This is a genomic window from Erysipelothrix amsterdamensis (genome assembly GCF_940143175.1).
GTDB lineage: Bacteria > Bacillota_I > Bacilli_A > Erysipelotrichales > Erysipelotrichaceae > Erysipelothrix > Erysipelothrix amsterdamensis.
The window spans coordinates 346,054-370,759 of record NZ_OW659496.1 but is presented as its reverse complement, the minus strand read 5'-3'; the positions used below and the strand labels follow the sequence as shown (position 1 = coordinate 370,759).

The window sequence follows — 24,706 nt, the reverse complement described above, 5'->3', positions numbered from 1 at the left end:
TTTATTTTTGCGTAAGATGATAAATTGCCTCAATCTCATTTTGTTTAAGATGATGTTTTAGATACACAAAGTGCAAGGGTCGTTTCAATTCAAAATCTTCAAGCTCAAGATAGGTTAATTCTTGATTTTCGATATCTTCATGAGCTACTTTCGTATACATAAATGACACTGCATTGGATCGCTTTAAAAATGTTTTTATGGTTTGAAAGCTTCCAATCTCTTGGACTGATTGAAATGAAGTTAAACGATGATTATGAGCTGTTAACCAGTTTTCAAAAATTGAGCGCGTACCTGAACCCAACTCGCGTACTATAACCGGATATGACAGGAGTTTCTCTAAACTCACACTTTGACCTACCAACGGATGAGTTCGTGCCACCACGGGCATAAAACGAGCCTCTGTAAAGATATGCGAGGTAAAGATATCTTGATCAAACATACCTTCAACCAAAGCACAATCAATAGCACCTGATTTCAAATCCTCTAAAAGCGTATCCGTATTCGCAACTTTAATCTTAAAATTTACACACTCTTCAATCAGATAGGATCGCAAGGACGCTGGAAAGTAATAATCCGCAATCGACAACGTCATACCAATCGATACCGGATTTTCAACACCTTCAAGTTTTTGGAATAAGACATCCTGATGAGCACTCTGGATTTTGGCGAAATCATAAAGTAAATATGCGGATTGTGTAAAATGCAAGACCCGCCCTTCAAAATACACCAACTTACACTGGTAGATTGTTTCCAAGCGCTTAATGTGTTGAGAAACTGCAGGTTGAGTCAAATGAAGCACAGAAGCTGCTTCAGTATAACTTTCCAACTCCATCACAGTCATTAATGTTTTTAACTTTGGATCCATATACCCTCCATAAATATTCTTTATCCATTATAACACAGAATAATAAAGCGTTATGATAACACATGGTATACTTTCTTTGGAAAGAGGGGTCTTATGAACTCAATTAAAAAATATACACCCGGTTTTATCCTTTCATGCCTTGTAGCGCTTATCGCTGTGCTACTTGAAAGTCTATTACCCGTAAAATTTGTCGGAGCATCCGTCATTGCACTGCTTATTGGAATGCTTGTGAATACGTGGAAAGAACCCAGTCCAGTTATCAAAACAGGTTTAAAATTCACATCCAAGCATGTTTTAAAATTCGCGATTATTCTTTTAGGAGCATCGTTAAATATCACAATGATCTTAACGGTAGGAAAACTATCCTTAGCCGTTATGGTATTTACCCTGCTTACATGTTTTGGTGGTGGATACTTTATTGGAAAGAAACTTGGTTTAAATTGGAAGTTATCGAATTTAATCTCTGCCGGAACGGGAATTTGTGGTGGCTCAGCCATCGCTGCAATTGCACCTGTTATTGAAGCAGAAGACGAAGATATCGCCTATGCGATGTCCGCAACATTTTTATTTGATGTACTGATGATTGTACTCTTCCCGATTATGGGAAAAGCATTAGGTCTCACGGATATGGCTTATGGTTTGTGGGCAGGTACTGCTGTGAATGATACATCAAGTGTTGTGGCAGCGGGTTATGCATTCTCGGAAGCTGCAGGAGATTTCGCAACGATGGTGAAATTAACCCGTACGCTGGCAATAATTCCAACCGTTATTGTCTTCTCATTAATTCACGCACACGTTAAAAAAAGAGATGGCTTAACACCCGCAAATGAATCAATTAAATTAACACAAATCATACCTTGGTTTATTCTTTTATTTATTGGGATGGCAATTCTCAACAGCACAGGTTTGATACCCGTTGGTATCAGTCAACTTCTCAAACAAATTAGTAAATTTTTAATGGTGTGTGCACTTGCTTCTATTGGTTTAAATACAAAATTCAAATCGATGTTGAAGACCGGTCTCAACCCATTCCTCCATGGTTTTATTATTTCATTACTTGTGGTGGTGGTTGCATTGGGTGTTGAATTTATGATGGGAATTGTTTAGACACAAAAAAAACAGGAATTGTATCCTGTTTTTTTTGTGTCTTGATGAAACTTAAGACTGATAGTGGAAAGAATATGGATTGATAACATGACGTTATCAAATCAACGAGATTAATTATGTATACGGTCATTCAGTTTCAAGACATTGTCAGTATACAAAATAATTGTATAGAATAGTATTTTCTTTTTCTTAATAATTCTTAACTGTTAACTCTAAACACAATTGAAACTGAGTTCCATTTCGATTCCACGATAAAAATCCATCTTGAAGATTCATCAGTCGTTCACAGCTCCTTAATCCAATACCGTAACTCTCATGATTTCTTGGCACCAAAGCAATTTCATTCTCCACAAGAATCCGCACTTTCGGACCAAGCATTTTTATATGAACACTAACGCCTTGATCATATTGTGCGTATTTAATAATGTTTGACGTTATATTATCAAAAATACGATGCATCAAGATATGCGAAACATAACACCAACCTTGTTCATTACTGAAATCTTCAACCACGACCTCAATACCATACACCCCAAGGGAGGACCGTAACTGCTTCAAAAAATCATGTTTCAAATCATTAAAGGATGTTTTAATAATCGGAAAGGAATGTTCCTCTTGATTTGCGATATCCGTAAAACATTGTAGTAATTCTTGAGTTAAATCTTTAACCTGATGTGCTTTCTGATAACATCGATGAATTTTATCATGATGCGAGGAATCTAAGCTTTCATCATTTTGTAAGTATTCAAGATAACCCAGTAATATTGTCATTGGCGTGCGAATATCATGCGACAACGTTGTGGTTGCATCTTTTAACGCTTCTTGTGAACGTACAACCATCTCAGTATTGGCGATTAGTGCTTCGCGCATCATATTAATACCACGCGCTAAATCCGTTAATTCATCATTACCTTGTTCTGATACTTTCGTTTCGAGCATACCTCCACCAATCGCATTAAGTTCATTCGTAATCGTTTCTATGTAAGAAGTCATACTTCGTAATAAAATACACATCACCGTTACAAACGCGATAAACGATACAACACGGTTCACTTGATCAACGCGATCTAAAAATTCAATATTATCTTGACTCATAATATCAACCCGAAGCGGTGTTCCATTCACATTTAAACCAAAGGTTTGTAGTGGATACGATGCGTCATTAACCGTGTCAAAGGACCTTACTTCCACTTCAAGATCGTTCGTATACAACAATTTCGAGTCGTTGTAGATGTAGAAAAGCGAATACGGATATTGTTTAACCCAATCATTGAGTTGATCCAGCGATGCTTCTGTAATCTTTTTTGCCTCAATATATGTTTGTAACGAATCCACACGTTGGTGAATTGTATTACGGTTTGGATGGACACTTGTAATATAGATCTCGGAAAAATGTCGCATCGTAAAATATAGGCAAGAACTCAGTATCGTCGCAATAAGAATGTAGATAAGAATTTGAAACGAAAGTCGCGTTGGTTTTTTCGTTTGCCTAAAGACCATCGTATGTATACCCTTTACCCCAAACATTTTTCACAATCTTGGGTTTATTGGGCTCATCTTCTACTTTTTTGCGAAGATTGCGAATATGAACCATCACTGTATTGGAACAGGAATAGAAATACGTATCTTCCCATACAATTTCAAAAAGTTGTTCCATGGTGTAGATACGGCCTGGATTCCCTAATAAAAGACGCAGAATACGATACTCACGCTCCGTTAAATCGAGTAAAACTCCATTTTTATAAACTTCATTGGTTCTACGGTTTAAGCGTAGATCACCTTCTTCAAGCATCTCATAATCGCTACCTTGTTGCTTACTTCCATAATTACAGTATCGTCGTAAAAGTGCTTTAACCCGGACACTTAGCTCAAGATATGAAAATGGCTTCATTACATAGTCATCTGCACCTGCGGAAAACCCTCTGACTACATCCTCTTCTTTCTCCTTAGCCGTCAGAAAAAGAATTGGAATTTGGTGTGCATCACGTATTTTTCGACACAGTTTAATACCATCTATCTCCGGCATCATCACATCTAAAATCGCTAAATCAAATCCATCATCAAGGGCTTCCAGTGCATCATAACCATTCGAATACGTCTGCACTTGAAAGCCATCGTTAGTAAGCAGTAATTCAAGCAGTTCCCTAATTTCAAAATCATCATCGACCACAAGTATGCGATTCATAAAACATCCTCCTCAAGTAAATCAAGTTTAAATATAGAGATTCTCACTTTTCTTGTCAATAATTGTTATTTAAAATCACAAAAAAAAGCAATCTTAATTGATCGCTTTGATTAATCTAAAGATGTGGTGATGTACTCCATAAACAAGGGACCACAATCACGATAACGTTCAACACGTCCATTCGTCGTTACTTCAATCATGCCATCCCGTTGAATTTCAGTTCGATCAAGGTTAATAACATAACGCGTCATTATTGATCCTAGATAGAGAACACCCGCGAGAAGAAAAACTGTTAGAAGGACACGACGGAAAATATTTTCAATACCATATCGGCGATCAAAAGCATTTGGTCTTACTAAATAATAAACTAGATAAAACATTAAAAGAATGATACAGGTAAAGAAACCTCCATAGAGAAACATTTTAAAATGAGAACGGTATACAAGGTGTAACTCCGAATAGAGGATGACCCGAACCATCGTCAACATCATAAAGTTAATGACGGCGATTAAGACGATGATATTTTTAAGTTTAAATAATTTTTGATTCATATGCATCGTCTCCTTCACTATATTATACGTGAGAAAACAAGGCCTGTCACTGAAGTGGGAATGTTAATTTAACTTTGAATAAATCACCATCAATATCGAGCTTAAATTCACCACCCATTACTTCCGTTAATGCTTTCGCAATCGAGAGTCCTAAGCCACTTCCTTCTGTATTTCGAGATGCATCACCGCGTACAAATCGCTCCATTAATTCATCGGAACTGATGTTTAAAGACACATCTGAGATGTTCTTAATTTCAAGAACCGCTTTATTTTCAATAAGTTTTAAATTTACATAAACCCGTGATTGCTTTAAGGAATACTTACAAATATTTCCAAAGAGATTATCCAGTACACGGAATAGGACATTTCCATCTAAATGTGCATGAACGACATCCTGTGACACGACAAGCTCCAAGTGTTTCTGATCAAAGCGATCCCGGTACTCTCCGATGACTTGATCAAGAAGGACATTGAGGTCGGTATCTTCTTGATTAAGATGAATTGATCCTGAGCTTGCTTTCGATGCTTCAACCAAATCTTCAATTAATTTCTTAAGGCGTGAAGATTGTCTTGAAAGAACCTTTAAATATTCTTGAACTTCTATATCTTCAAAAGATTTTTGTTCAAGAAGTCCAATATAATTGATGATCGATGTTAGGGGTGTTTTGATATCATGCGAGACATTTGTAATCAAATCCGTTTTCATGCGTTCCGATTTCATTTGTTTCTCGACCGCACGATGCATACCATCTGATAGTTGATTTAAATCATGTGCATGTTCTTTTAAGACACCTTGAAGCTTTGATGTATCAAGAGGTTTATCGAGGTTCCCAGAAACCATTGCTTGCGTTGCATCACGTATCCCTTTCGCATCAAGCGTAAATTTAAAGATAAAATAGAGAACCACGCCTGTTTTTATTAACCAGAAAAAGAACATGGTGCCGTTATTATGATTGAAAATTGATGTCATCGTGATGACATCAAATAATAAAGATGCCCCCACAACCACGGAAACTTTTATAAGCAAATCACGATTGTGGAATGATGCATTATAAAGACGTTTTATCGGGAGATATCCCCATCGATAGACCCACGAATTCACAAAGAGCTGTTTTGCTTTAATCCGTTTGATGAACGAGTTATAAAAAATAAATGATAACCCCAATAAAATAAGTGTAATACTGATTCCCATTAAAAAAGCGTTGGGAACATCGCGATAGAAGATCTTAAGACTCTCTCCAAGAAGACTGATCGAAAAGCCGAAAATGAATAAGTATAAAAGCGCAAAGGGTTCTAAAGGAATACGATCAAAAGAATTCTGGTCGACAGTACCATCTTCATTACGAATCCCAGCATGTTTTGTAAAGACAATCCATGACGCAAGCATAAAAAACGCAGAAACAATTAGAATTCCATACAGACGATAACCTAATTCTAAGAGTTTATTGATTAAGATATCCAAATACCAAAAGACATCGTGCGCCCCCTCAACAATTTGGCTTTCAACGCGATAATCTTTTTGAATCATTTGTGATTTTATATAATGACCATCCGAATCACGTTCATCCACGCTTTGATAATCCGAAAGAGTATAGACTGTGATAAATCCAGACTTCGAAGGGGTTTCCTTGCTGTATAGAAGCGCATTGTCCGAATTATAGATTTTAAAAAAATGATTTGGAGAAACTACAGATTGTTCCATATCTTTAAGTCCTGCAGCAAAACGCTTGTCAGACGCATTATCAAACGATGACGTTAGAATCAAAGTTCTAATTTGGTCTTGAGCGGTTTCATTATAAACATTTTCGCGTAACGCTTCCGGCGTCATGCTGTTCACGTGAAGATCTTGCATCTTCACCAGGGCATACACACTCCCCACAAATCCCCCAAAGGATACGATAAATACGGCTGCTGATAAGAAACGAATGATAAAATGTTTACGTTTATTCGGATTCATGTTTTAGATCTCCTTCTATTTTATAGCCTTGTCCCCACACTACTTTAAAATAACGGGGTTCTGACGGATTGATTTCGAGCTTTTCTCTTAAATGACGAATATGAACTGCAACCGTTCCTTCCGCACCATAAGAGTGGTCTTGCCATACATGTTCATAAATATGCTTGGGTGAGAAGACACGGTTTGGATGCTCCATCAAAAACTTTAAGATTTCAAACTCAGTGGGTGTACAACGGACGTGTTTTCCATCCATACTCACCGATTTGGTTTCATCATTCAGTTCAAGTCCGCCTACTTTTAAAATATGGGACTTCTCTACATATGCCTGATTAAATTGTGTGTAGCGCCGAAGTTGTGATTTTACCCGTGCTATCACTTCCATTGGATTAAACGGTTTAGTAATGTAGTCATCCGCCCCAACATTTAATCCTAAAATCTTATCCGTATCTTCGCCCTTCGCCGTTAAAAGAATAATTGGGATTGTTGTTGTTTTACGAATATGCATCATCGCCTCCAACCCATCCATTACAGGCATCATAATATCCAGCAACACAAGATCAATGTGCTCTTTTTCAAGCAACTCTAATGCTTCTACGCCGTTAAACGCTTCATAAATAATATAATCTTCCTGTGATAAATAAATTTTTAATGCATTCACAATATCTTTTTCATCATCACAAATCAATATTTTAGCCATCTTGCCACCTCTTAGTTCTATTATAGGGAGTAACTGTTTAAAAACCAACGGGTCAAATGTTTAAGAATTGTTTAAGATACAACATTGGTTTATAATTAATTCAGGAGGACATAAGGATGAATTTAAAAAATAAACTCACACCACTTCAATATGAAGTAACCCAAAACAGTGCTACTGAAGCACCGTTTACCGGAGCCTATGATGATTTTTATGAGCCCGGAATTTATGTCGACATTGTAAGCGGCGAACCCCTTTTCTTATCAAACGATAAATTTGATGCGGGTTGCGGATGGCCTGCTTTCGCAAAACCTATTGACGCACTGCTTGAAGTTGAAGATGAAACACGACGTATCGAAGTGCGTTCCTTAAATGCAGATTCACATCTTGGTCATGTCTTTAACGATGGCCCTCAAGAACTGGGAGGACTTCGTTACTGCATCAATTCCGCAGCACTTCGTTTTATTCCACTTGATCAAATGGAAGAAGAAGGCTATGGACAGTATATCCAAGACATCAAACATGACTGATACAGAATTATTAGAATCGCTTTTAAAAGAAGCACCAAAACACATCGTTGTGATGTGGGCTGGAGATTGCCTCGAACATGCTTTAACCCTTTGTCGCTATAAAGATGTACATGCTACCGCGTCCCTTAAAGCAACCCGAGATTGGGTTGAAGGAACCATGGCGACAGATGAAGCACGAAAACGCGCCTTAAAGGCACATGAGCGTGCACGTGAGCTCACAAAAACAGAGCACGTCTATTTACTCAGAGCAAGTGGTCATGCCGCAGGAACCACACAAGTAAAAGCACACGGCATCCAATGTGCAGATTATGCATTAAAAGCAGTACAAGTTGGAAAACGCAGTAAACGTTCACTTGAACGTAAATGGCAACTCGACACCTTGTCCGATTATCTCGATAAAAAAACTTCTTACAAAGAACGGAACTGACCTAGTTCCGTGGGACTAAAGAAAAAAACCTCTTGTATGAGAATTATTGTAAAATAGTTCAATATAGGAGGTTTTTATATGGGAACACGAACTATGCATAGCTATGAGACAAAGATGAAAGTTATAGAAATGAAATTGGCAGGATACTCAAGCAGGTTTATTCAGACTGAACTTGGAATAAAAAATGTAACACAAGTCAAAACATGGTGGAGATGGTATCGAAATGGTGAACACTATCGATTTTCTCAACCTGTAGGCAAGCAATATACTTTTGGAAAAGGGCCTGAAGGAGACACGGTCGAAGAAACACAAAGACTTAGAATTAAATCTTTGGAGCAACAAATTGAACTATTAAAAAAGTATTTGGAAAGAGAAAGGATGTGGTTCCTGAAATAATCATCAAGCTCGTTGAAGAGTATCGCAACACTGTATCTATTAAAGATATCTTGAATCTTTTTGGGGTACCTAAGTCAACGTATTACCGTTGGACTAAAAAAGAGCAACTTGAGTCTAATAATTATTCTGTCAATGAAGCATTAGTAATTGAACTTTGTAAAGAAAATAAATTTCGTTATGGATATCGAAAAATAACTGCATTAATTCGAAAAGAAAGAATTATCAATAAGAACACTGTTCAAAAGATAATGCAGAAACACCAATGTCAATGCCGTGTTAAGGTCAAACGGTATAGAAAAAACAAAAATCCGAAGATCATTATGCCCAATATCATTAATCGCGACTTTAAATCACTACGTCCTCTAGAGAAATTGGTGACAGATATCACTTACATCCCTTATGGCCATAAGATGCTCTATTTATCTACGATCATGGATTTATATAATGGTGAGATTATTGCGTCTACATTGAGTGACAGACAAAACCTAGAATGTGTGGTTGATACATTAAATCAACTTCCGGATATCGTTCAGCCATGTATTCTTCATTCTGATCAAGGGAGTGTCTATACATCAAAAGAGTATCAACTTAGAGTAAAAAATAAAAGCATTACCATGAGTATGTCCCGTAAGGGGACACCCGCTGATAATGCTCCTATCGAATCGTTTCATGCCTCTCTAAAGTGTGAAACATTCGAATTAAACCCAGAACTAAAGGGTTCTACTGAAATTGTATCACAAACTGTGATAAACTATTTAAAATATTACAATGAAAATCGAATACAAGAAAAGCTAGGATATCAATCGCCCGTAAATTATCGGTTAACTTCATCCTAACTTGGTTTTTTCTTTAGTCCCACGGAACTAGGTCAGTTCCAACAAAACTAGTTCTTCAAAGAAGTTTTTTTATGCATTCGTCTTAATTCTTTTTTTAATAATTTCATCATATTCCGGTACACCCATAAAATGCATGACCAGCATATAAACCGCAATACCAAACCCAATCGCAATCACAACACCCTTTTTACCCATATCACCCAGCAAGGTTGGGTAATAGATGACATACACCGCAAACCCCATGATGAGTGATGCGAGCATCGTTTTAGAGAACGAGCGAATAAATTGCCCCGTTTTCAAACCATTCAAACGGATTCGCAGTGCATTATAGAGAAGTAAAGAACCTGCAAATGCCGCCAATGTTGTCGCTAGTGCAAGACCTGTAACCCCCATGATCTTCGAAAGTAAAAGATTTAAAATAATATTAGTGATTACAGAAACCACACCAATTCGAACCGGTGTCTTTGTATCTTCCAGTGCATAAAATGTTTTCGTTAAAACTTGACGCATTCCAAACGCCACAAGACCCAAAGCGTAAAAAAATAAAATCGTACCTGTGACCACAATTGCTTGATCATCAAACTTACCATGACCTAAAAGCATCATTACAATCGGTTTTGAAAGTACCATGATTCCAATGGATGCAGGAATCATTAATAAATTCACAACATTTAATATTTTTGTAACGGTTCCTTTGAGTTGTTCCGTTTCATTACGAACTGCATTCCCCACTAGGGTTGGATAGAGTACTGTTGCCATCGTTGAAACAAAAACACCTAAGACTGCATCATTAATTTGCGATGCATAACTGATGGCGGAAATAGATCCATCAACAAACGTCGAGGCAATAGTCCGATCTATTACAAGATTAATTTGATCAATCGAAGCACCCAAAATGATTGGAATTGCCATCACCGTCATCATCTTTACATAGGGATTGCGAACATCAAAGCTTAAACGACGTTTAAACCCTCTACCTTTTGATGTAATGAAAGCAAAGAGATATTGAATAACACTTGAAATAAAAATCCCAATAGGCAAGACCATGATATCCGTTTTCACGCTCATAAAAATGGATAGAATAACCACAATATTCATCATGAAACTTCCAATCGGTGCAATAAGAAAGCGATTATGAATCTCATGATAACTTTCATAAATCGAACGTGCTCCGATAAAGAAGATTGATAGAAGTGTAACTTTGGTAAAGCGAACCGCAAGTTCCAGTTTAGCACCTGTATACCCATGCGCGAAAATAAGTACCAGTTCTTTCGTAAAGACAAGACCCAACAAGACCAGAACTAAGGCTAAAATTGTAATCAGATTGAGTGCATCACTCATGTAACGATCTGCGACTGCTTCACCCTGTTCCTCAGTCGCCCGAATATAAACCGGAATGAACGTACTTACCAGTCCAATTGCCACAAATCCAAAGATTACATTGGGAATACTCCATGAAGTAAAGTAAACATCGGATACCATTGATGTTCCGTAAAAATACGATAAAACAAACCCTCTTACAAGACCTAATATTTTTGAGATTAGAATTGCGATGGTTAAATAAGCTGCATTACGTTTCATGGAATTCCTCTTTTCTTTTCTATTATACCCTTTTAATTCATGAAACTTAACGAAAATGTCGTGTCACATAATTAAACACTTTTTGGGTTTTTAATCTGCGATAAAAAAGGTTAAAGCTGCATCGCTTTAACCTAAAGTATTATTGATATTTAAAGTAATAGAAAACACCGAGTGCTGACCAAATAATCATAAAGATAAATGAAGGCAACTGGAGTTGTCCTGGTGATCCCGGTAGAACAAGAAGTCCTACAAAGACAAGACTTACTAGCGCACCCACAGCACTTAATCTTCGAGCATGCCCCGATGATTTTCGATAGCTGATCATACACACATAGAAATAAACAATGGCCGCTAAGAGTGACGACATATCTACAATATAAATAATCATCTCACGTCCAAACCATGGTGCAACAAGACTCACGATCGTAATGAAGCGGATTGCCTTTGTATACATACCATTTTGGTTTTCATAGTTATACTTTTCAGGAATCAGTTTATATTGAGCTAATGCCCCGATAAGTTTACTTCCTCCAAGCATAAAGCCATTAATCCCACCCGATACAGCACCGGCAAGTGAAATCAACAGTAAGATAAACGCTGTAAATCCCAAGCGACTTAAAACCGCTGACCCTAATGCCCACTCTTCAAGTAAACCGGCTTGTGGCGCAAAGACCAAGGCTGTCGTGATGTTATTGAGATTATAGAATACGACACCTGCAAATACAGCAAGAATGGTTACTCGAACGGCTTTTGAAGCACTGAAGTCTAAATCCGTTGATACTTGAGGTATTACATCAAACCCTACAAAGAGAAAAGGCGCAATTGCAAAGACTTTTGCAATTTGAGCAAGATCAAAGGTATAAGGGGTAATGTAGTATTCTTTCAAAACGGAAGTGCCTTGTGTTGTAAGCATCATGGTGAAGATCACCATAATATTTGCGACCGTAAGCAAAATCATCACATTTTGAACTTTTGAGCTCATCTTAAGTCCTTGGATATTAATTTTCGCAAACACGATGATGATGGAACTTGCGATAAGTATTTCTGAGAGATATACGGAGGTTCCTCCGATATCATAGAGGTATCCAAACGTTACAAAAGATCCAAAAAGTTTCTTCACGACAAGCACAAATGCTGTCGCATTCAGGGGAACCATACTGATATAACAAAGAATTAAGAACCAGCCTACAATGAAACCGTGTTTTTTTCCTAAATTATTGTATGTATATGAGAATTCACCACCGTCTTCATGATGGGTAGACATCATGACATGATACCCTTGAACAATAAAGATGATTGCGATGCCACCAAGAATAAGCCCGATTGCAGTGTTAATCACACCACTTTCGGGCAAGAACTTGGTCCCTGGGAGCGTAAACGATCCCCAACCGATAATTGAACCTAATGCAAGCGCCAAGATATCCAGTTTGCTGAGTCTTTTGCGCATAGATTTTCCTTAGTTAAAGTTGTATTCTGTAACGATTTTATCACGGCCTGTGACTTGATCGTTAAAGTATTCATAAACACAGATTCCAAGATATGATCCGGAAATATTAATCACATTATCAAAACCAAGGTTTTGAAGTGCCATAACAGCATTGTATGAACGTTGGCTTGAACGACAGTGTAAATATACAGGTTTGTCTGTAGGAATTTCATCCAAGCGATCACGAATTTGGCTTAATGGAATATTTACAGCATTGATAAGGTGACTTAATGCATATTCATGTTCTTCACGAACATCTATAATACATGCATTGGACTCTACCAATTCACGAACTTGCGTTACCGGAACTTGGTTGAAACGACCGTAAAGAAGGTTTAAACCAACAAGCGCTGCATGATTCACGACATCTTTAGCCGTACCAAATGGTGGTGCATAGCATAATTCAACTTCTTTAAGATCTTCAAGAGTTCCACCCATTTGAATCATTGTCGCAATCACATCAATACGTTTATCAACATTTCCCTTACCGATTGCTTGCGCACCCAGTAATTTACCTGTTGGATATTCAAATAAGAGTTTAAAGTGCATTGGATTTGCATCGGGCATTAATCCAACTTTGTCACCAGGGATAATGTAAACAAAGTCATAATCGAAACCGTTAGCCTTTGCCATTTTTTCATTAAGACCGGTTGAAGCAACATTTAAGTCAAATACTTGTACACATGATGATCCAACAACACCTTTATTGTTATGAGGAATTCCATACATATGATCTGCGGCTGCACGTGCTTGACGTTGAGCAGGGCCTGCAAGTGCAAGACGTGTTGGTTTATGTGTGATTTGATGGAAGACTTCAATCGCATCACCCACTGCATAAATGTTTTTATCATTTGTAAGGTAGTTGTGATCAACTTTAATTCCACCTGTAACACCGATTTCAAGATCTGCAGCTTTCGCAAGACTTGTTTCAGGTGCAACACCGATTGCCATTACAACTGCACCAGATTCCAAGATTGTTCCTGAACCCAGTTCAACACTTGTTTCTGTAATCTTTTTAACGCCATCACCAAGAATTAGGTTGATGCCGTGATCCATCATTTCTTTATGTAATACTTGTGCCATATCATAATCGAATGGACTCATGATTTGATCAATTGCTTCCACAAGTGTTACGTTTTTACCTGCATGACGCAAGTTTTCCGCAACTTCAACACCGATAAATCCACCACCAACGACGGTGATGTTTTCAATATTGTTGTTGACGATATGTCCGTTTAATTTTTTAATGTCGACAACATTACGTACGGTAAAGACATTATCGCCGTCAATGCCTTCGATACTGCGTGGTAAAATTGCACTTGCTCCTGGTGATAAGACAAGCTTGTCATATGCTTCATCCATTTCTTCACCGGTTTCAAGATTTTTAACCGTTACAGTTTTCGCATCACGATTAATTTTTAGAACTTCAGTGCTTGTGCGTGCAATGATGTTATATTGTTTTTTAAATTGTTCGGGTGTCATTAAGACTAAGTCATCACTTGATGCGACAATGCCACTTAAGTGGTAAGGCAAGGCACAGTTTGAGAAGGACACATTCGGTCCGCGTTCAAACATAATAACTTCCGCATGTTCATCTTGACGACGAACACGAGCTGCAACTGAAGCGCCTCCAGCTACCCCTCCAACAATTAATATTCTTTTACTCATGGTAGAATCCTCTTTCTTTTCTAAGTTATTGTTTTAAGTTGTTTATTTTTGTAAATGTTTTGCGAGTTTGTTTCCTAAGTAACCACCAATCACCATCACGACAAGGAACACCCAACCGGATAATGAGAAGTTCGCAATCGGTGTATATAATGCACCAACGTTACATCCATTCGCAAGACGAGTCCCAACACCCATTGTGATACCACCCATTGCGTAAAGGAGTCCATCTTTTGCGGTAATGTGTAATTCTGACATAAATGTATTTTTAAATTTACCTGCTGTCAGTAAATATACTGCAGTTCCGAGAAGGATACCCATGTTTTGAACTGTCACAGGGTTTGCTAAGAATGGTTTTGAGAATACAGCTGGATCCATTTGTGTAAAAGCTCCAAGGGATTCTGCGGATACTCCAAAGAGTGTTAAGAATTTACCGAACCAGAATCCGTAAGGTGTTGATGCACCCCAACCTGCTTTTGTAACACCCATTAATAATGTAAAGAGAATCGCAATGATGACTGCACCTTGTTTTAAAGTCCATGTCTTTACAAAGAGACGTTCATAAGTACTTTCTGTTGGGAAAGCATAATCTTTCTCAACTTCAAATGCTTGCATACTGTCTTGGCCTTTTTCCACAAAATGACCTGTGTATGTACCCTCTTTTTTGCGTTTTGCTTCGTATTTATTAGCAAGCACAACCACAAGACCACAAAGAAGTGCTGTTAAGATTAATGCACCAAGATATCCGCCAAGACCATCCCATTTAAAGAGGTCTGGTAAGAAGACACCACCTGCAGTTTGTGATCCAACTTCAGAAACAAACCATGATGTCGCAACCCAACCTTGTTTTTGAAGTGGGAATCCAATAAAGACTCCAAAGCTAAAGAATACAAGTGTAATTAAAGCACGTGGTAAACTTGTGATTAAATCCGTTAAAACACCGGATGCACAGCAGGATGAGAATGCCATCCCAAATCCGAAAAGCACACCCCCAACAAGTAAGCCACCATTAATTGGATTAACCCACAAATCCATTTGTGATGGATCTTGGAAAATCATAAACGATGCGGATAATGCTGTGGTAATAAAGAACATAAACATTAAGGTTTTCATTAATTTTGTTGAACCCGTGTTTGCGGCACGGTTCACACTTCCTGCAAACCCTGTTGCAGCACGTGTTAATGTATATCCTAATGCAATCCCCATTACAAGTCTGAATAAATGCATATCAGACGCTAAAAAATTCTTTCCAAGGATGAATACTGCGATAAGCAATACAAATCCAATAATATTTTCTGTCTTCTTCATGTTCTCCTCCTATGAATGACAAAGATGCAAACGACACCTTACATTTATTTGATTATCAGATCCCCGTATCGTTGCGCATTACCGCATGGATAATCATCAAATGTTTAAGGCTAATCGTTGCCTTGCTCATAAATCGTATCACGTATCGATGACATTTCAACTAATTAACTCACGAGTTTTATGGACTTTAGCCATAATCTGCTCTTATATCACTTTTTTCGATTTAAAAGTGATTTATTTCTTTTGTGTTTGTGAAATTAATAACTTGTATCACAAAATTTCATGGATTTCAGGTGTTTGTCATAAGTATTGCTTATAACTCGTGCCTATCGCGCAATAATATTTGGTTATGGGTAAATAAAAAACCGCTTATTAGCGGTTTTGGATACGTTGATTCATTTCTTCCAGTTCTTGTACACTTAGATAGCGCCATTCACCAACTTTTAAATCACCCAATTTAATATTCATAATTCGAACCCGGTTTAAGCTTGTAACTTTAAAACCCAATGCCTTTGTCATACGTCGGATTTGACGGTTTAAGCCTTGATTTAAAATAATACGGAATGTTTTCGGTGCAACCCTCTCCACTTCGGATGGATTGGTCACTTGCATACGATGGGTTTGTTGGTTATAGATTTCGACCCCTTTAGACATTGTGGTAATAAAGTCTTCATCAATCGCTTTATTGACCGATACAATGTATTCCTTATCATGACCGTATTCTTCACGTAGTATTTTATTAACGATGTCACCATCATTGGTGAGTAAAATTAATCCGCTGGAATCTTTATCCAAACGTCCGATTGGGAAAATCATCTTTGGGTAGTTCATAAAATCTGAAATATTCCCTCCGATTGCGGTATCGGTTGTGCAGGTAATGCCTCGCGGCTTATTTAAAGCGATATAAACTTTTTCGCCATCGATGGTAACGTGATTGCCTTCAACGGTTACACGTTGCCCTGGCAGTACTTGCTGGCCAACAGTGGCCGTAACACCATCAATCGCAACTACACCTTCCGCAATAAAACGATCTGCTTGCCGACGTGAACAATACCCCGAATCACTAATATACTTGTTTAAACGTAAAGATTCCCGTGCTTCGTGCTGTATGGGGTTGATATTTTCATTGATATTTGATGCTTGTTGTCGTGCTTGTTTCATAAAGTCCTCAATCTATTTTCTAATTATTTACATCTATTCTACCATTTACCGTATAATATGTCACAAGGAGAATAACCATGATTACCATACAAACAACTTCAATAGACCACGTTTTACCCATTCGCCACAAAGCAATGTATCCTGATGGACCTTTAAACTTGGCACAAACTGAGGATGACTCCCTCGCAACGCATTATGGTCTTTTTATGGACCACCAATGCATCGCAGTGATTTCAGCCATTAATCATGATGATACGCTTCAACTGCGAAAATTCGCAACCCTTCCAAGCTTTCAAAATCAAGGTTACGGGAGCATGTTATTAAGTCATGTGCTATCATTATATAATGGACGCATCATTCTTAATGCGCGAACAAGCAAAATTTCATATTATGAACGTTTTGGTTTTAGACAAACAAATCAAACATTTACCCGCAATGACATCGACTATTGTATTATGGAGGTATTACGATGACAAACCCTTACCCTTATTCCCTAGATAACAAGCGTTATCAAACTTATAACTACTTTACCCAAAAAACTTATGGACAAAAAGCATTTAAAGTCAGCATCGATGCAGGATTTACTTGTCCAAATCGTGATGGTACGTGTGGAAGTGGGGGTTGTAACTTCTGCAGTGCCCGTGGATCAGGAGACATGATTTTAAAAAATCCTGATTTAGAGAAGCAAATTGAACACAGTGAAAATATAATGCTTCAAAAATGGCCCAACGCCGCCAAGATTGCATACTTTCAAGCTTATTCCAATACGCATGATTCCCTCGAAAACCTCAAGAAGCTTTACGATCCCTTCTTTGATGATGATCGGTTTGTGGGGATAGATATTGCGACACGAAGTGATTGTTTGGATGATGAGAAGATTGCATATTTTGAAGCAATGAGTCGTAAGAAAGATTTAACCATCGAAATCGGCTTACAAACCATCCATCCTGAAACTTCAGAATGGATGAATCGTGGTCATGATCTTGAATCAGTCACAAGCTGTATTCAAAAACTCAAAGCAGCAGGTATTCGTACTTGTGTTCATATTATCAATGGCTTTCCCCAAGAAACTCCGGAGATGATGCTTGAAACAGCCGACTATCTTGCGAAAATGCATCCTGAGATGGTTAAAATACACATGCTTCATATTATTAAAGGCACAAAACTGGGCGCAGAATATCAAAAAAATGCGTTTCCTCTCTTAAGTCGTGATGAATACGTGGATATTGTTGTGAAGCAAATTGAACGACTCCCCGAGGACATTGTGATTGCCCGACTTACCGGAGATGGGATGGCAGATGATTTGCTTGCTCCACTGTGGACCATTCGAAAAATTGTAGTCACCAATGAAATCGATAAATTAATGGTTAAAAGAAATACCTGGCAAGGTAAATACGTAAAGGAGCGTTAAGCTCCTTTTTTTGGTAATTATTTTCGTTAAATACACAATCTTAATGCTTATTTTCGACCCTTTAAGAAACTCATTTTCGTGAATATGAAATTTTGTAAATTGTTTTGGACATGCCCGAAAAAGATGCTATAATGTCGATGAATGAAGCGCTTACATTTGAATCATCCATACATTACTTATATGAGAGGGGTATTTAAATTGAAGAAAATAAGTAACATTTTCGTCGTGCTTCTTACACTTGTATTGGGTATTAGTCTTTACCCAAGTTCTATCTTTGCTATGAATGATCTAAATCTTCACGATGTACACTTAAAGGGAGAAGGTGCTGATATTTCCGACCATTTATCACACATCAAAGAATTTAATCAAGGTTCCCTAACCTTACGTTTTCGCTCTGAATCACTATCCAGTGATCTTACTTCCCTGTTTTCAATATCAAACGCAAATTTGGAAAACAACTATTTCGCGCTTTACTATCAAAACAGTACCGGTAAACTTGGCATTGAATTCAGAGATGAAACCGGCAAACATATAATCAATACTTCGGGCACAAGTACCCAGCTTGCCAACGCAAACTGGCACACCGTTACCGTTTTAAATCATGGTAATCGTGTTGAAATATATGCAGATGGAATCTTACTTGCATCCCAAGATAATATTGATTTCACAAAAATCCAATCTTTGCCTTGGAACCGTATGAAATTGGGAGGGGTTGCTCGTTTAAAAGGTGAAAACCTATGGCCATTTAGTGGCAAAATCGCATCCTTGAACTTAAGTCATGACATCCTCGATGTTGATACCATCAAAGCACTTCATGCAGATACAGCGTCTACGGTTGATACAACGACTTCAGAAGCGATCGAACTTTATGCGCCAGGACAAGATGGAAGTAAAAATTATCGTATTCCAAGTCTTCTCACAACCCAAGATGGCACAGTAATCGCTGCAATCGATAAGCGTATTACCCACCAAGCTGACTGGGGAAATATCGATATCGCCTTACGAAGAAGTCGAGACAGTGGTAAGACATGGTCTGACACTCAAGTTATTATTGATTTAAAATCAGATCCGAATGTTTCTCAAGAAAATGTGAATACGAACTATCAAAGTTCCGCATTCCTCATTGATGCGGCAATGGCACAAGATAAACGGAATGGACGTATCTATCTTTTAGTCGATATGTTCCCAGAATCACGAGGATTCTTTAGTGTTCAAAATGAAGACCAAGACTTTGGTCAACCTTATGTAACCAAAGAAGACGGTACTCATATTGTTTTGAAAGGTACCGATGGCAAAAAGTATTACGCAAAAGCTGATGGAACCGTATTTGATCTAAACACTGATATCATCACGAATTACCGCGTTGTCTTAGAATCTGAGAAGGGCATGCCTTTCAATGATCTTGGAGATATTTATGAAGGCGATACGTATGTGGGAAATATCTATCTTAAGAAAAGTCCATTACGCATTCGCCAAACCGCTTATTTATGGTTAACCCATTCGGATGATGACGGTCAAACATGGTCATCACCCCATGATATTACACCACAAGTTAAAGCAGATTGGATGCAATTCATCGGAACCGGTCCCGGTGTTGGGATTCAACTTGAAAACGGTGACCTTGCTTTCCCGATTTACCATACAAACCGCCATGGTGGTAATTCCCAATCTACATCCATGATTAAAAGTTCCGATGGTATTACATGGCATAAAACGGAATCACTCAATGACAATCGTAACTTTAACGGTCAAGTTTTAAATTCTAAAACCTTAAATAACGGCGGTGCATTGGTAACTGAATCTCAAGTGGTACAACTTAATAACGGAACCCTGAAACAATTTGCGCGAAATGTATCCGGAAAAGTTCTGGTAGGTACTTCTTACGATAATGGAGAAACCTGGGAGAATGATCTTGAAACACTTCCAATTACCGATGTTTACTCACAAATGTCCGCCCTCCATTATAACCATGAAGGTAAAGAGTATATCTTACTTGCAAATCCAAATGGTCCTAAACGTACCAATGGGGCTGTGAAACTGCTTCAAGTTTTAGAAGGTGAACGTCTCGTACTTCTTTCTAATACGCATATGCAAAGTGGAAATTATGAGTACAATGTGGTTCAACCACTTCCCGATGGTCACTTCGGTTTAATGTATGAACATAAAAAACCTGAAAACGGGGATAATATGTCGATGATGTTTAAACGCTTCTCTTTTGAAGATTTAGGTGTCAAAGATACTTCAAGTCTAAGTCTTGATATTCAGGATACCTATCTTGAAATCAAATCGGATAAAGCTTTAATTCCTAGTTCAAACTTAACGTTAACGTATAATACAACTCAAACAACAACACCGAATCGTGTTGATACGAACACATTACGCTTTAACTTAGCAGAACCCGTCACCATTCTTAATGGATTTACTAAAGGGTATCTTGAAACACTTGATGGAAAAGCACTCAATATTGCGAATAAACAAGGTCTTGATGAAGCGCTTGAAACACTTAAAGCCCTTGATTTTGAAAACTTAGCACCAAGTGTGAAGGATGCAGCGGATCAACTGATCACCAAAGCAGAACTCTTAAGTGATAATCCCTTTACCATCGGTGATTTCATCCAACAAATCCATGCTATGATTGATGCGATTGATCCAACTTACATTCCAAACTCAATGTTTGATGTAACGGCATCAAGTCAAGAAGATGAAAAAGGGAATACACACGTCGAAGGTCCCATCGGTTTAGCCTTTGATGGCGACCCAAACACCTTCTGGCACTCCAAATGGGGTGATAAGAACCCACCATTTGATGTAACGGTTTCATTCCATCATGAGATGGTTGTGAATGCCTTGACCTACCTACCACGTCAAGATGGTACGCTCAATGGTGTCGTCACCGAATATCAAATCTTAGGAAAATTGGGCGATGCACCGCTTCATGTTCTCACTGAAGGAACCCTTGATACTAACCTTACAAAGAAAACGATCACATTTGAAGATGCTCATGTGGATACGCTGATCTTTAAAGTGGTGAAAGGGCTTGAAAACTATGGGAATGCTGCGGAAATTACTCTGCACGGAAAACCGTATCGTGCACCCCTTGATTTTTCAACCCTAAATCAAGTTCTCGAAACACTTGAAAGTTTGAATCAAAACCTTTACACCGAAGCAAGTTTTAAACCTTTACTTGAATTAAAAGAAAAAGCGTATGAACTTCGCGATAACTCAGAAGCAACACAGGAATTGATTGATGAAATGGTTATAAACCTCAATGAATTCATCAATAATCTCGAGTTAAGCAACTATACTTTAGGTTCATTACGTCAAAAAATTCAAGAGGTTGAAGATTATATGAATACACTTGATTTGTCTCTCTACACAAAGACAAGTGTACAGGCTGTTTATGACGCGTTAGAGTCTGCGAAAGCATTACTTCAAACGCCAAGCTTCAGTTTCAGAAGTCTCTTCCAAGCTTCTACACCAAACGAAGCTCAGATTAAAGAAGCCATTGAATCCTTAGACTCAGCCGTTAGAGGTTTAAGCAAACGTGAGGTTGAAAAAGAGGAACCATCAAATCCTGATGAAAACATCACACCTCCAATCGTAGATCCAAAACCGGATACAGATTCTCAAAAACCTGAAACTCCAGATAGCAATACTGAAGACAGTGCTCAAATATCACCTACCGACAAAACCGATGTAACACTTCCTAAAACAGGACAAGCTGTTTCTGGATTTATCGGACTTGGTATGCTTGTATCCCTATGTGGTTTTGTGATTTTTAAACGAAAACAATAAAATTTTAAGATACGTTAGTAATAACGTATCTTTTTTCTAAAAAAACTGTAGCTGCGTCCATTTAGGTGCAGCTACAGTTTTTCCTAAATTCAAATCTCAACCGCACCACCCAAGGTGCGGTTGTTTTTGTATAATAAAAGGAGCCCACCCGACTAAAAGGAGCTCCCATATGAAGTATAAACAATTAGATAAAAAAATGAAAGACCAAATTGATATTCTATTAAGCATCGGCTACTCTATGCGCAAGGCAGCACGTAAACTCAATATATCTCATTCTACGATTTCTAGATATAAAAATAATGTCTATAAGAAACGAACGATTGATATTCGAGAAAAATATTCCCACCTAATCGAATATCTGCATTCTCACTATGATCCTAAAGTTCATTCGGTAGAAGTATGCTTGAGTAACTATAAACGATATCATCCATATAAACCGTGTGTTTCATCGCAGCAAGTCTATAACTGGATTAATCAAGGTAAACTTGATATAAAACCAAATAGAATGTGCTATAAACGTCGAAAACGTAAAAAGAGAATTAGTGGAATGATGAATCACTTGAGATGGAACTTGGAAGAGAAAACAGTACTTCCAATTAGCCTTAGACCTAAATACATTGAGAAACGTAACGAGATTGGCCATCTCGAAATCGACTCTATAATCGGTAAGAAACATGAATCTGCAGCGATTATATCCATTGTAGACCGCTGCTCAAGAATGACCTGGCTTATTAAAGCAGAATATCGATATGACTATTACACATCAAACTTAATTCGAAAATTTATTGAAGAGAATAATATAACCACGAAATCGATAACAGTAGATAATGGACTTGAATTTAAAACATTAGGAATTACAGCCAAGCGGTTGGGTGTGAAACTATATAAGTGTGATCCATACTGTTCTTTTCAACGTGGAACCAATGAACGAGCGAATGCAATAGTAAGAAGGTTTATACCAAAAGGTAAATCAATGTATGATATAGCGCAACAATATCTTGATGATATTTGCTTCAAAATTAACTCAATGCCGCGAAAAATATTTGACTTCAAAACGGCCTATGAGATAGACTTTAATAAAAGTAAAAGTGGTGCGGTTGAGATTTGATAAAAGAAAAACTGTAGCTGCGTCCATTTAGGTGCAGCTACAGTTTTTAGTTTTTTATAAAAGTCGTTCGTATTCCGTTTTATTGGCACGGTTTACTTTACGAGGTCGGCCTTTGATAGGCATTGTTTTAAGAGCATTAAGAACAAGATCCCCTTTACCATTTAGAATTTCCACAAAGGTAGAAACATCCACAATACTGATAACACCAATGTCTTCTGCATTCACGCCTTCAATGGAACATAATGCTCCAACCACATCAACAGGTCTCATTTTAGTTTTCTTACCAGCATTAATATGAATTTTGGTAATCTCTTGTTTAAAGTCATGTGCTTTATCTTTTTTGACTTTAGGTTTACGATCGCGTTTGGCTTCAAATGCATCACGACGTGCATCCACAAGACTTTGTCCTGGTTTGACTACTTTTTGAAGTTCATGATCGGTATCATTGATAATTAGATTCATAAATTTCATTTCATAGGGACTTGCGAAGGTTACTGCTTTACCATATTTATCCACACGTGCGGTACGTCCGACACGATGCGTATAGCTTTCAGTATTTTCAGGAACATCGAAGTTCACAACAAGTGAAACATCATCAATATCCAAACCACGTGCCGCAACATCTGTAGCAACAAGATAACGGAAAAGACCATGTTTAAAGTCCGCTAGGACTTTGGTACGGAAACGTTGTTCCATCCCGCCATGAAGGGTATCTACCTTGCACCCCAAGTCTTCCATAAAATTGGTTACGGTTTCGACCTGTTCTTTTGTATTACAGAAAATGATTGAACTATCTGGATTTTCCGTAATAAGTACGGATTCAAGTAACGCCATTTTATCGGGATAATCCACAATATAATAACGTTCATCAATACGATCTTCAACGCGACTTTCTGTTTCAATATCAATCCATTGCGGATTTTTAATGTAAAGTGTACAAAGGTCTTTAACACGTTCTGGCATGGTTGCGGAAAAGAGCAGTTTTTGACTCTTCTTCGGGATACGGTTGATGATACTTGTAATTTGATCAATAAACCCCATATTAAACATTTCATCCGCTTCATCAATCACTAATGTTTCAATATGTGAAAGATCCACGGTTTCTCTTGCCATATGATCCAATAAGCGACCTGGCGTTGCGACAAGGATGTGTGTCATTTCTTTTAAACGCTGTGCTTGCTTCTCAAACGAACTGCGACCAAACAATGCTTCAACCTTTAAGCGTTTGAAACGACCAAGATTAAATAAATCTTCTTGAATCTGGATTGCAAGTTCACGCGTCGGTGCTAATACTAAAACTTGAGGTTTACGTTTCTCCCATTCAACTTGATGACAAATAGGAATCCCAAATGAAGCGGTCTTTCCACTACCTGTTTGTGATTGTACAACAATATTTTTCCCGCTTAATACTGCCGGAATGACTTCTTGTTGAACATCTGTTGGGGCTTCATAGCCCAAATACTGAATTGACTTTAGAATTGAATTATCAATTCCATAATTTTTAAATGTATGTTTCACGATATCATCTCTTTTCTATGCATGGTTATTCTAAACCGAATTCACCATACCGATTGGACATGTGTGAAAGTGCTTTTTCATTATACACTATCTCAGTACAAAGTGGTTAATGAGCAATCCAAAAA

Annotated in this window: 20 protein-coding genes; 8 read left to right on the top strand and 12 right to left on the bottom strand. The window is 37.8% G+C overall.

Translation table 11 applies throughout. The annotated features are described in order from the left end of the window. Position 1: 1 nt before the first annotated feature. The gene (locus NMG63_RS01695) at positions 2-865 is read right to left on the bottom strand and encodes a LysR family transcriptional regulator (RefSeq protein WP_254007268.1); all 864 of its coding nucleotides are present in this window, start codon (positions 863-865) and stop codon (positions 2-4) included. Positions 866-958: 93 nt separating this feature from the next. On the opposite strand from NMG63_RS01695, the gene NMG63_RS01690 reads away from it, so the two are divergent. Further along, entirely contained in the window at positions 959-1,972 is a 1,014-nt protein-coding gene (locus NMG63_RS01690; protein ID WP_254007267.1) for a YeiH family protein, read from the top strand. Positions 1,973-2,161: 189 nt separating this feature from the next. Here NMG63_RS01690 and NMG63_RS01685 read toward each other — a convergent pair whose 3' ends face one another. The 5 genes from NMG63_RS01685 to NMG63_RS01665 all read right to left on the bottom strand — a co-directional run bounded on the left by NMG63_RS01685 (position 2,162) and on the right by NMG63_RS01665 (position 7,362). Continuing rightward, a complete protein-coding gene (locus NMG63_RS01685; protein ID WP_254007266.1) occupies positions 2,162-3,499 on the bottom strand; it encodes a HAMP domain-containing sensor histidine kinase in 1,338 nt (445 codons plus the stop codon). Further along, positions 3,462-4,157 (bottom strand): response regulator transcription factor, encoded by a 696-nt coding sequence (locus NMG63_RS01680; RefSeq protein WP_254007265.1) that lies wholly within the window; start codon positions 4,155-4,157, stop codon positions 3,462-3,464. Before NMG63_RS01680 ends, NMG63_RS01685 begins: the two co-directional genes overlap by 38 nt. A gap of 110 nt (positions 4,158-4,267) precedes the next feature. Beyond that, the gene (locus NMG63_RS01675) at positions 4,268-4,708 is read right to left on the bottom strand and encodes a hypothetical protein (protein ID WP_254007264.1); all 441 of its coding nucleotides are present in this window, start codon (positions 4,706-4,708) and stop codon (positions 4,268-4,270) included. A 46-nt stretch (positions 4,709-4,754) separates the two neighbouring features. Beyond that, on the bottom strand, positions 4,755-6,665 hold the full coding sequence (locus tag NMG63_RS01670; protein WP_254007263.1) for a sensor histidine kinase: 1,911 nt from the start codon (positions 6,663-6,665) through the stop codon (positions 4,755-4,757). Then, positions 6,652-7,362 (bottom strand): response regulator transcription factor, encoded by a 711-nt coding sequence (locus NMG63_RS01665; RefSeq protein WP_254007262.1) that lies wholly within the window; start codon positions 7,360-7,362, stop codon positions 6,652-6,654. The genes NMG63_RS01670 and NMG63_RS01665 overlap by 14 nt, the downstream gene beginning before the upstream one ends. A gap of 116 nt (positions 7,363-7,478) precedes the next feature. Here NMG63_RS01665 and msrB point away from each other — a divergent pair, with 116 nt between their 5' ends. The 3 genes from msrB (at position 7,479) to NMG63_RS01650 (ending at position 9,548) form a co-directional block, all read left to right on the top strand. Continuing rightward, complete coding sequence (gene msrB / locus NMG63_RS01660) at positions 7,479-7,889, top strand: peptide-methionine (R)-S-oxide reductase MsrB (RefSeq protein ID WP_254007261.1); 411 nt, start codon at positions 7,479-7,481, stop codon at positions 7,887-7,889. Next, entirely contained in the window at positions 7,855-8,316 is a 462-nt protein-coding gene (locus NMG63_RS01655; protein ID WP_254007260.1) for a putative immunity protein, read from the top strand. Before msrB ends, NMG63_RS01655 begins: the two co-directional genes overlap by 35 nt. Positions 8,317-8,394: 78 nt before the next feature. After that, positions 8,395-9,548 (top strand): IS3-like element ISErh1 family transposase gene (locus NMG63_RS01650; RefSeq protein ID WP_254006834.1). Its coding sequence is split into 2 segments (ribosomal slippage): positions 8,395-8,668 and positions 8,668-9,548, totalling 1,155 coding nucleotides; the frame shifts between segments, so codons are not numbered across the junction. Positions 9,549-9,617: 69 nt separating this feature from the next. On the opposite strand, the gene murJ is transcribed toward NMG63_RS01650, so the two are convergent. The 5 genes from murJ to NMG63_RS01625 all read right to left on the bottom strand — a co-directional run bounded on the left by murJ (position 9,618) and on the right by NMG63_RS01625 (position 16,749). Beyond that, positions 9,618-11,129: a murein biosynthesis integral membrane protein MurJ gene (murJ, locus tag NMG63_RS01645; RefSeq protein ID WP_254007259.1), complete on the bottom strand. Its 1,512-nt coding sequence runs from the start codon at positions 11,127-11,129 to the stop codon at positions 9,618-9,620. 139 nt (positions 11,130-11,268) lie between these two features. Further along, on the bottom strand, positions 11,269-12,576 hold the full coding sequence (locus tag NMG63_RS01640; RefSeq protein ID WP_123171847.1) for an APC family permease: 1,308 nt from the start codon (positions 12,574-12,576) through the stop codon (positions 11,269-11,271). Between the two features lie 9 nt (positions 12,577-12,585). After that, entirely contained in the window at positions 12,586-14,283 is a 1,698-nt protein-coding gene (locus NMG63_RS01635; RefSeq protein WP_254007258.1) for an FAD-dependent oxidoreductase, read from the bottom strand. Positions 14,284-14,325: 42 nt separating this feature from the next. Further along, complete coding sequence (locus NMG63_RS01630; RefSeq protein WP_254007257.1) at positions 14,326-15,588, bottom strand: YeeE/YedE family protein; 1,263 nt, start codon at positions 15,586-15,588, stop codon at positions 14,326-14,328. Between the two features lie 372 nt (positions 15,589-15,960). After that, positions 15,961-16,749, bottom strand: a complete 789-nt coding sequence (locus NMG63_RS01625; protein ID WP_123171850.1) for a pseudouridine synthase — start codon at positions 16,747-16,749, stop codon at positions 15,961-15,963. Positions 16,750-16,826: 77 nt separating this feature from the next. On the opposite strand from NMG63_RS01625, the gene NMG63_RS01620 reads away from it, so the two are divergent. The 4 genes from NMG63_RS01620 to NMG63_RS01605 all read left to right on the top strand — a co-directional run bounded on the left by NMG63_RS01620 (position 16,827) and on the right by NMG63_RS01605 (position 23,063). Next, positions 16,827-17,222: a GNAT family N-acetyltransferase gene (locus NMG63_RS01620; RefSeq protein ID WP_254007256.1), complete on the top strand. Its 396-nt coding sequence runs from the start codon at positions 16,827-16,829 to the stop codon at positions 17,220-17,222. Continuing rightward, complete coding sequence (gene mnmL, locus NMG63_RS01615; protein WP_254007255.1) at positions 17,219-18,160, top strand: tRNA modification radical SAM protein MnmL/YtqA; 942 nt, start codon at positions 17,219-17,221, stop codon at positions 18,158-18,160. The genes NMG63_RS01620 and mnmL overlap by 4 nt, the downstream gene beginning before the upstream one ends. Before the next feature lie 198 nt (positions 18,161-18,358). Next, positions 18,359-21,955, top strand: a complete 3,597-nt coding sequence (locus tag NMG63_RS01610) for an exo-alpha-sialidase (RefSeq protein ID WP_254007254.1) — start codon at positions 18,359-18,361, stop codon at positions 21,953-21,955. A gap of 169 nt (positions 21,956-22,124) precedes the next feature. Then, a complete protein-coding gene (locus tag NMG63_RS01605; protein ID WP_254006434.1) occupies positions 22,125-23,063 on the top strand; it encodes an IS30 family transposase in 939 nt (312 codons plus the stop codon). Between the two features lie 54 nt (positions 23,064-23,117). Here the strand turns inward: NMG63_RS01605 and NMG63_RS01600 are convergent, their stop codons facing one another. Further along, positions 23,118-24,581, bottom strand: a complete 1,464-nt coding sequence (locus NMG63_RS01600; protein ID WP_254007253.1) for a DEAD/DEAH box helicase — start codon at positions 24,579-24,581, stop codon at positions 23,118-23,120. Between the last annotated feature and the right edge of the window lie 125 nt (positions 24,582-24,706).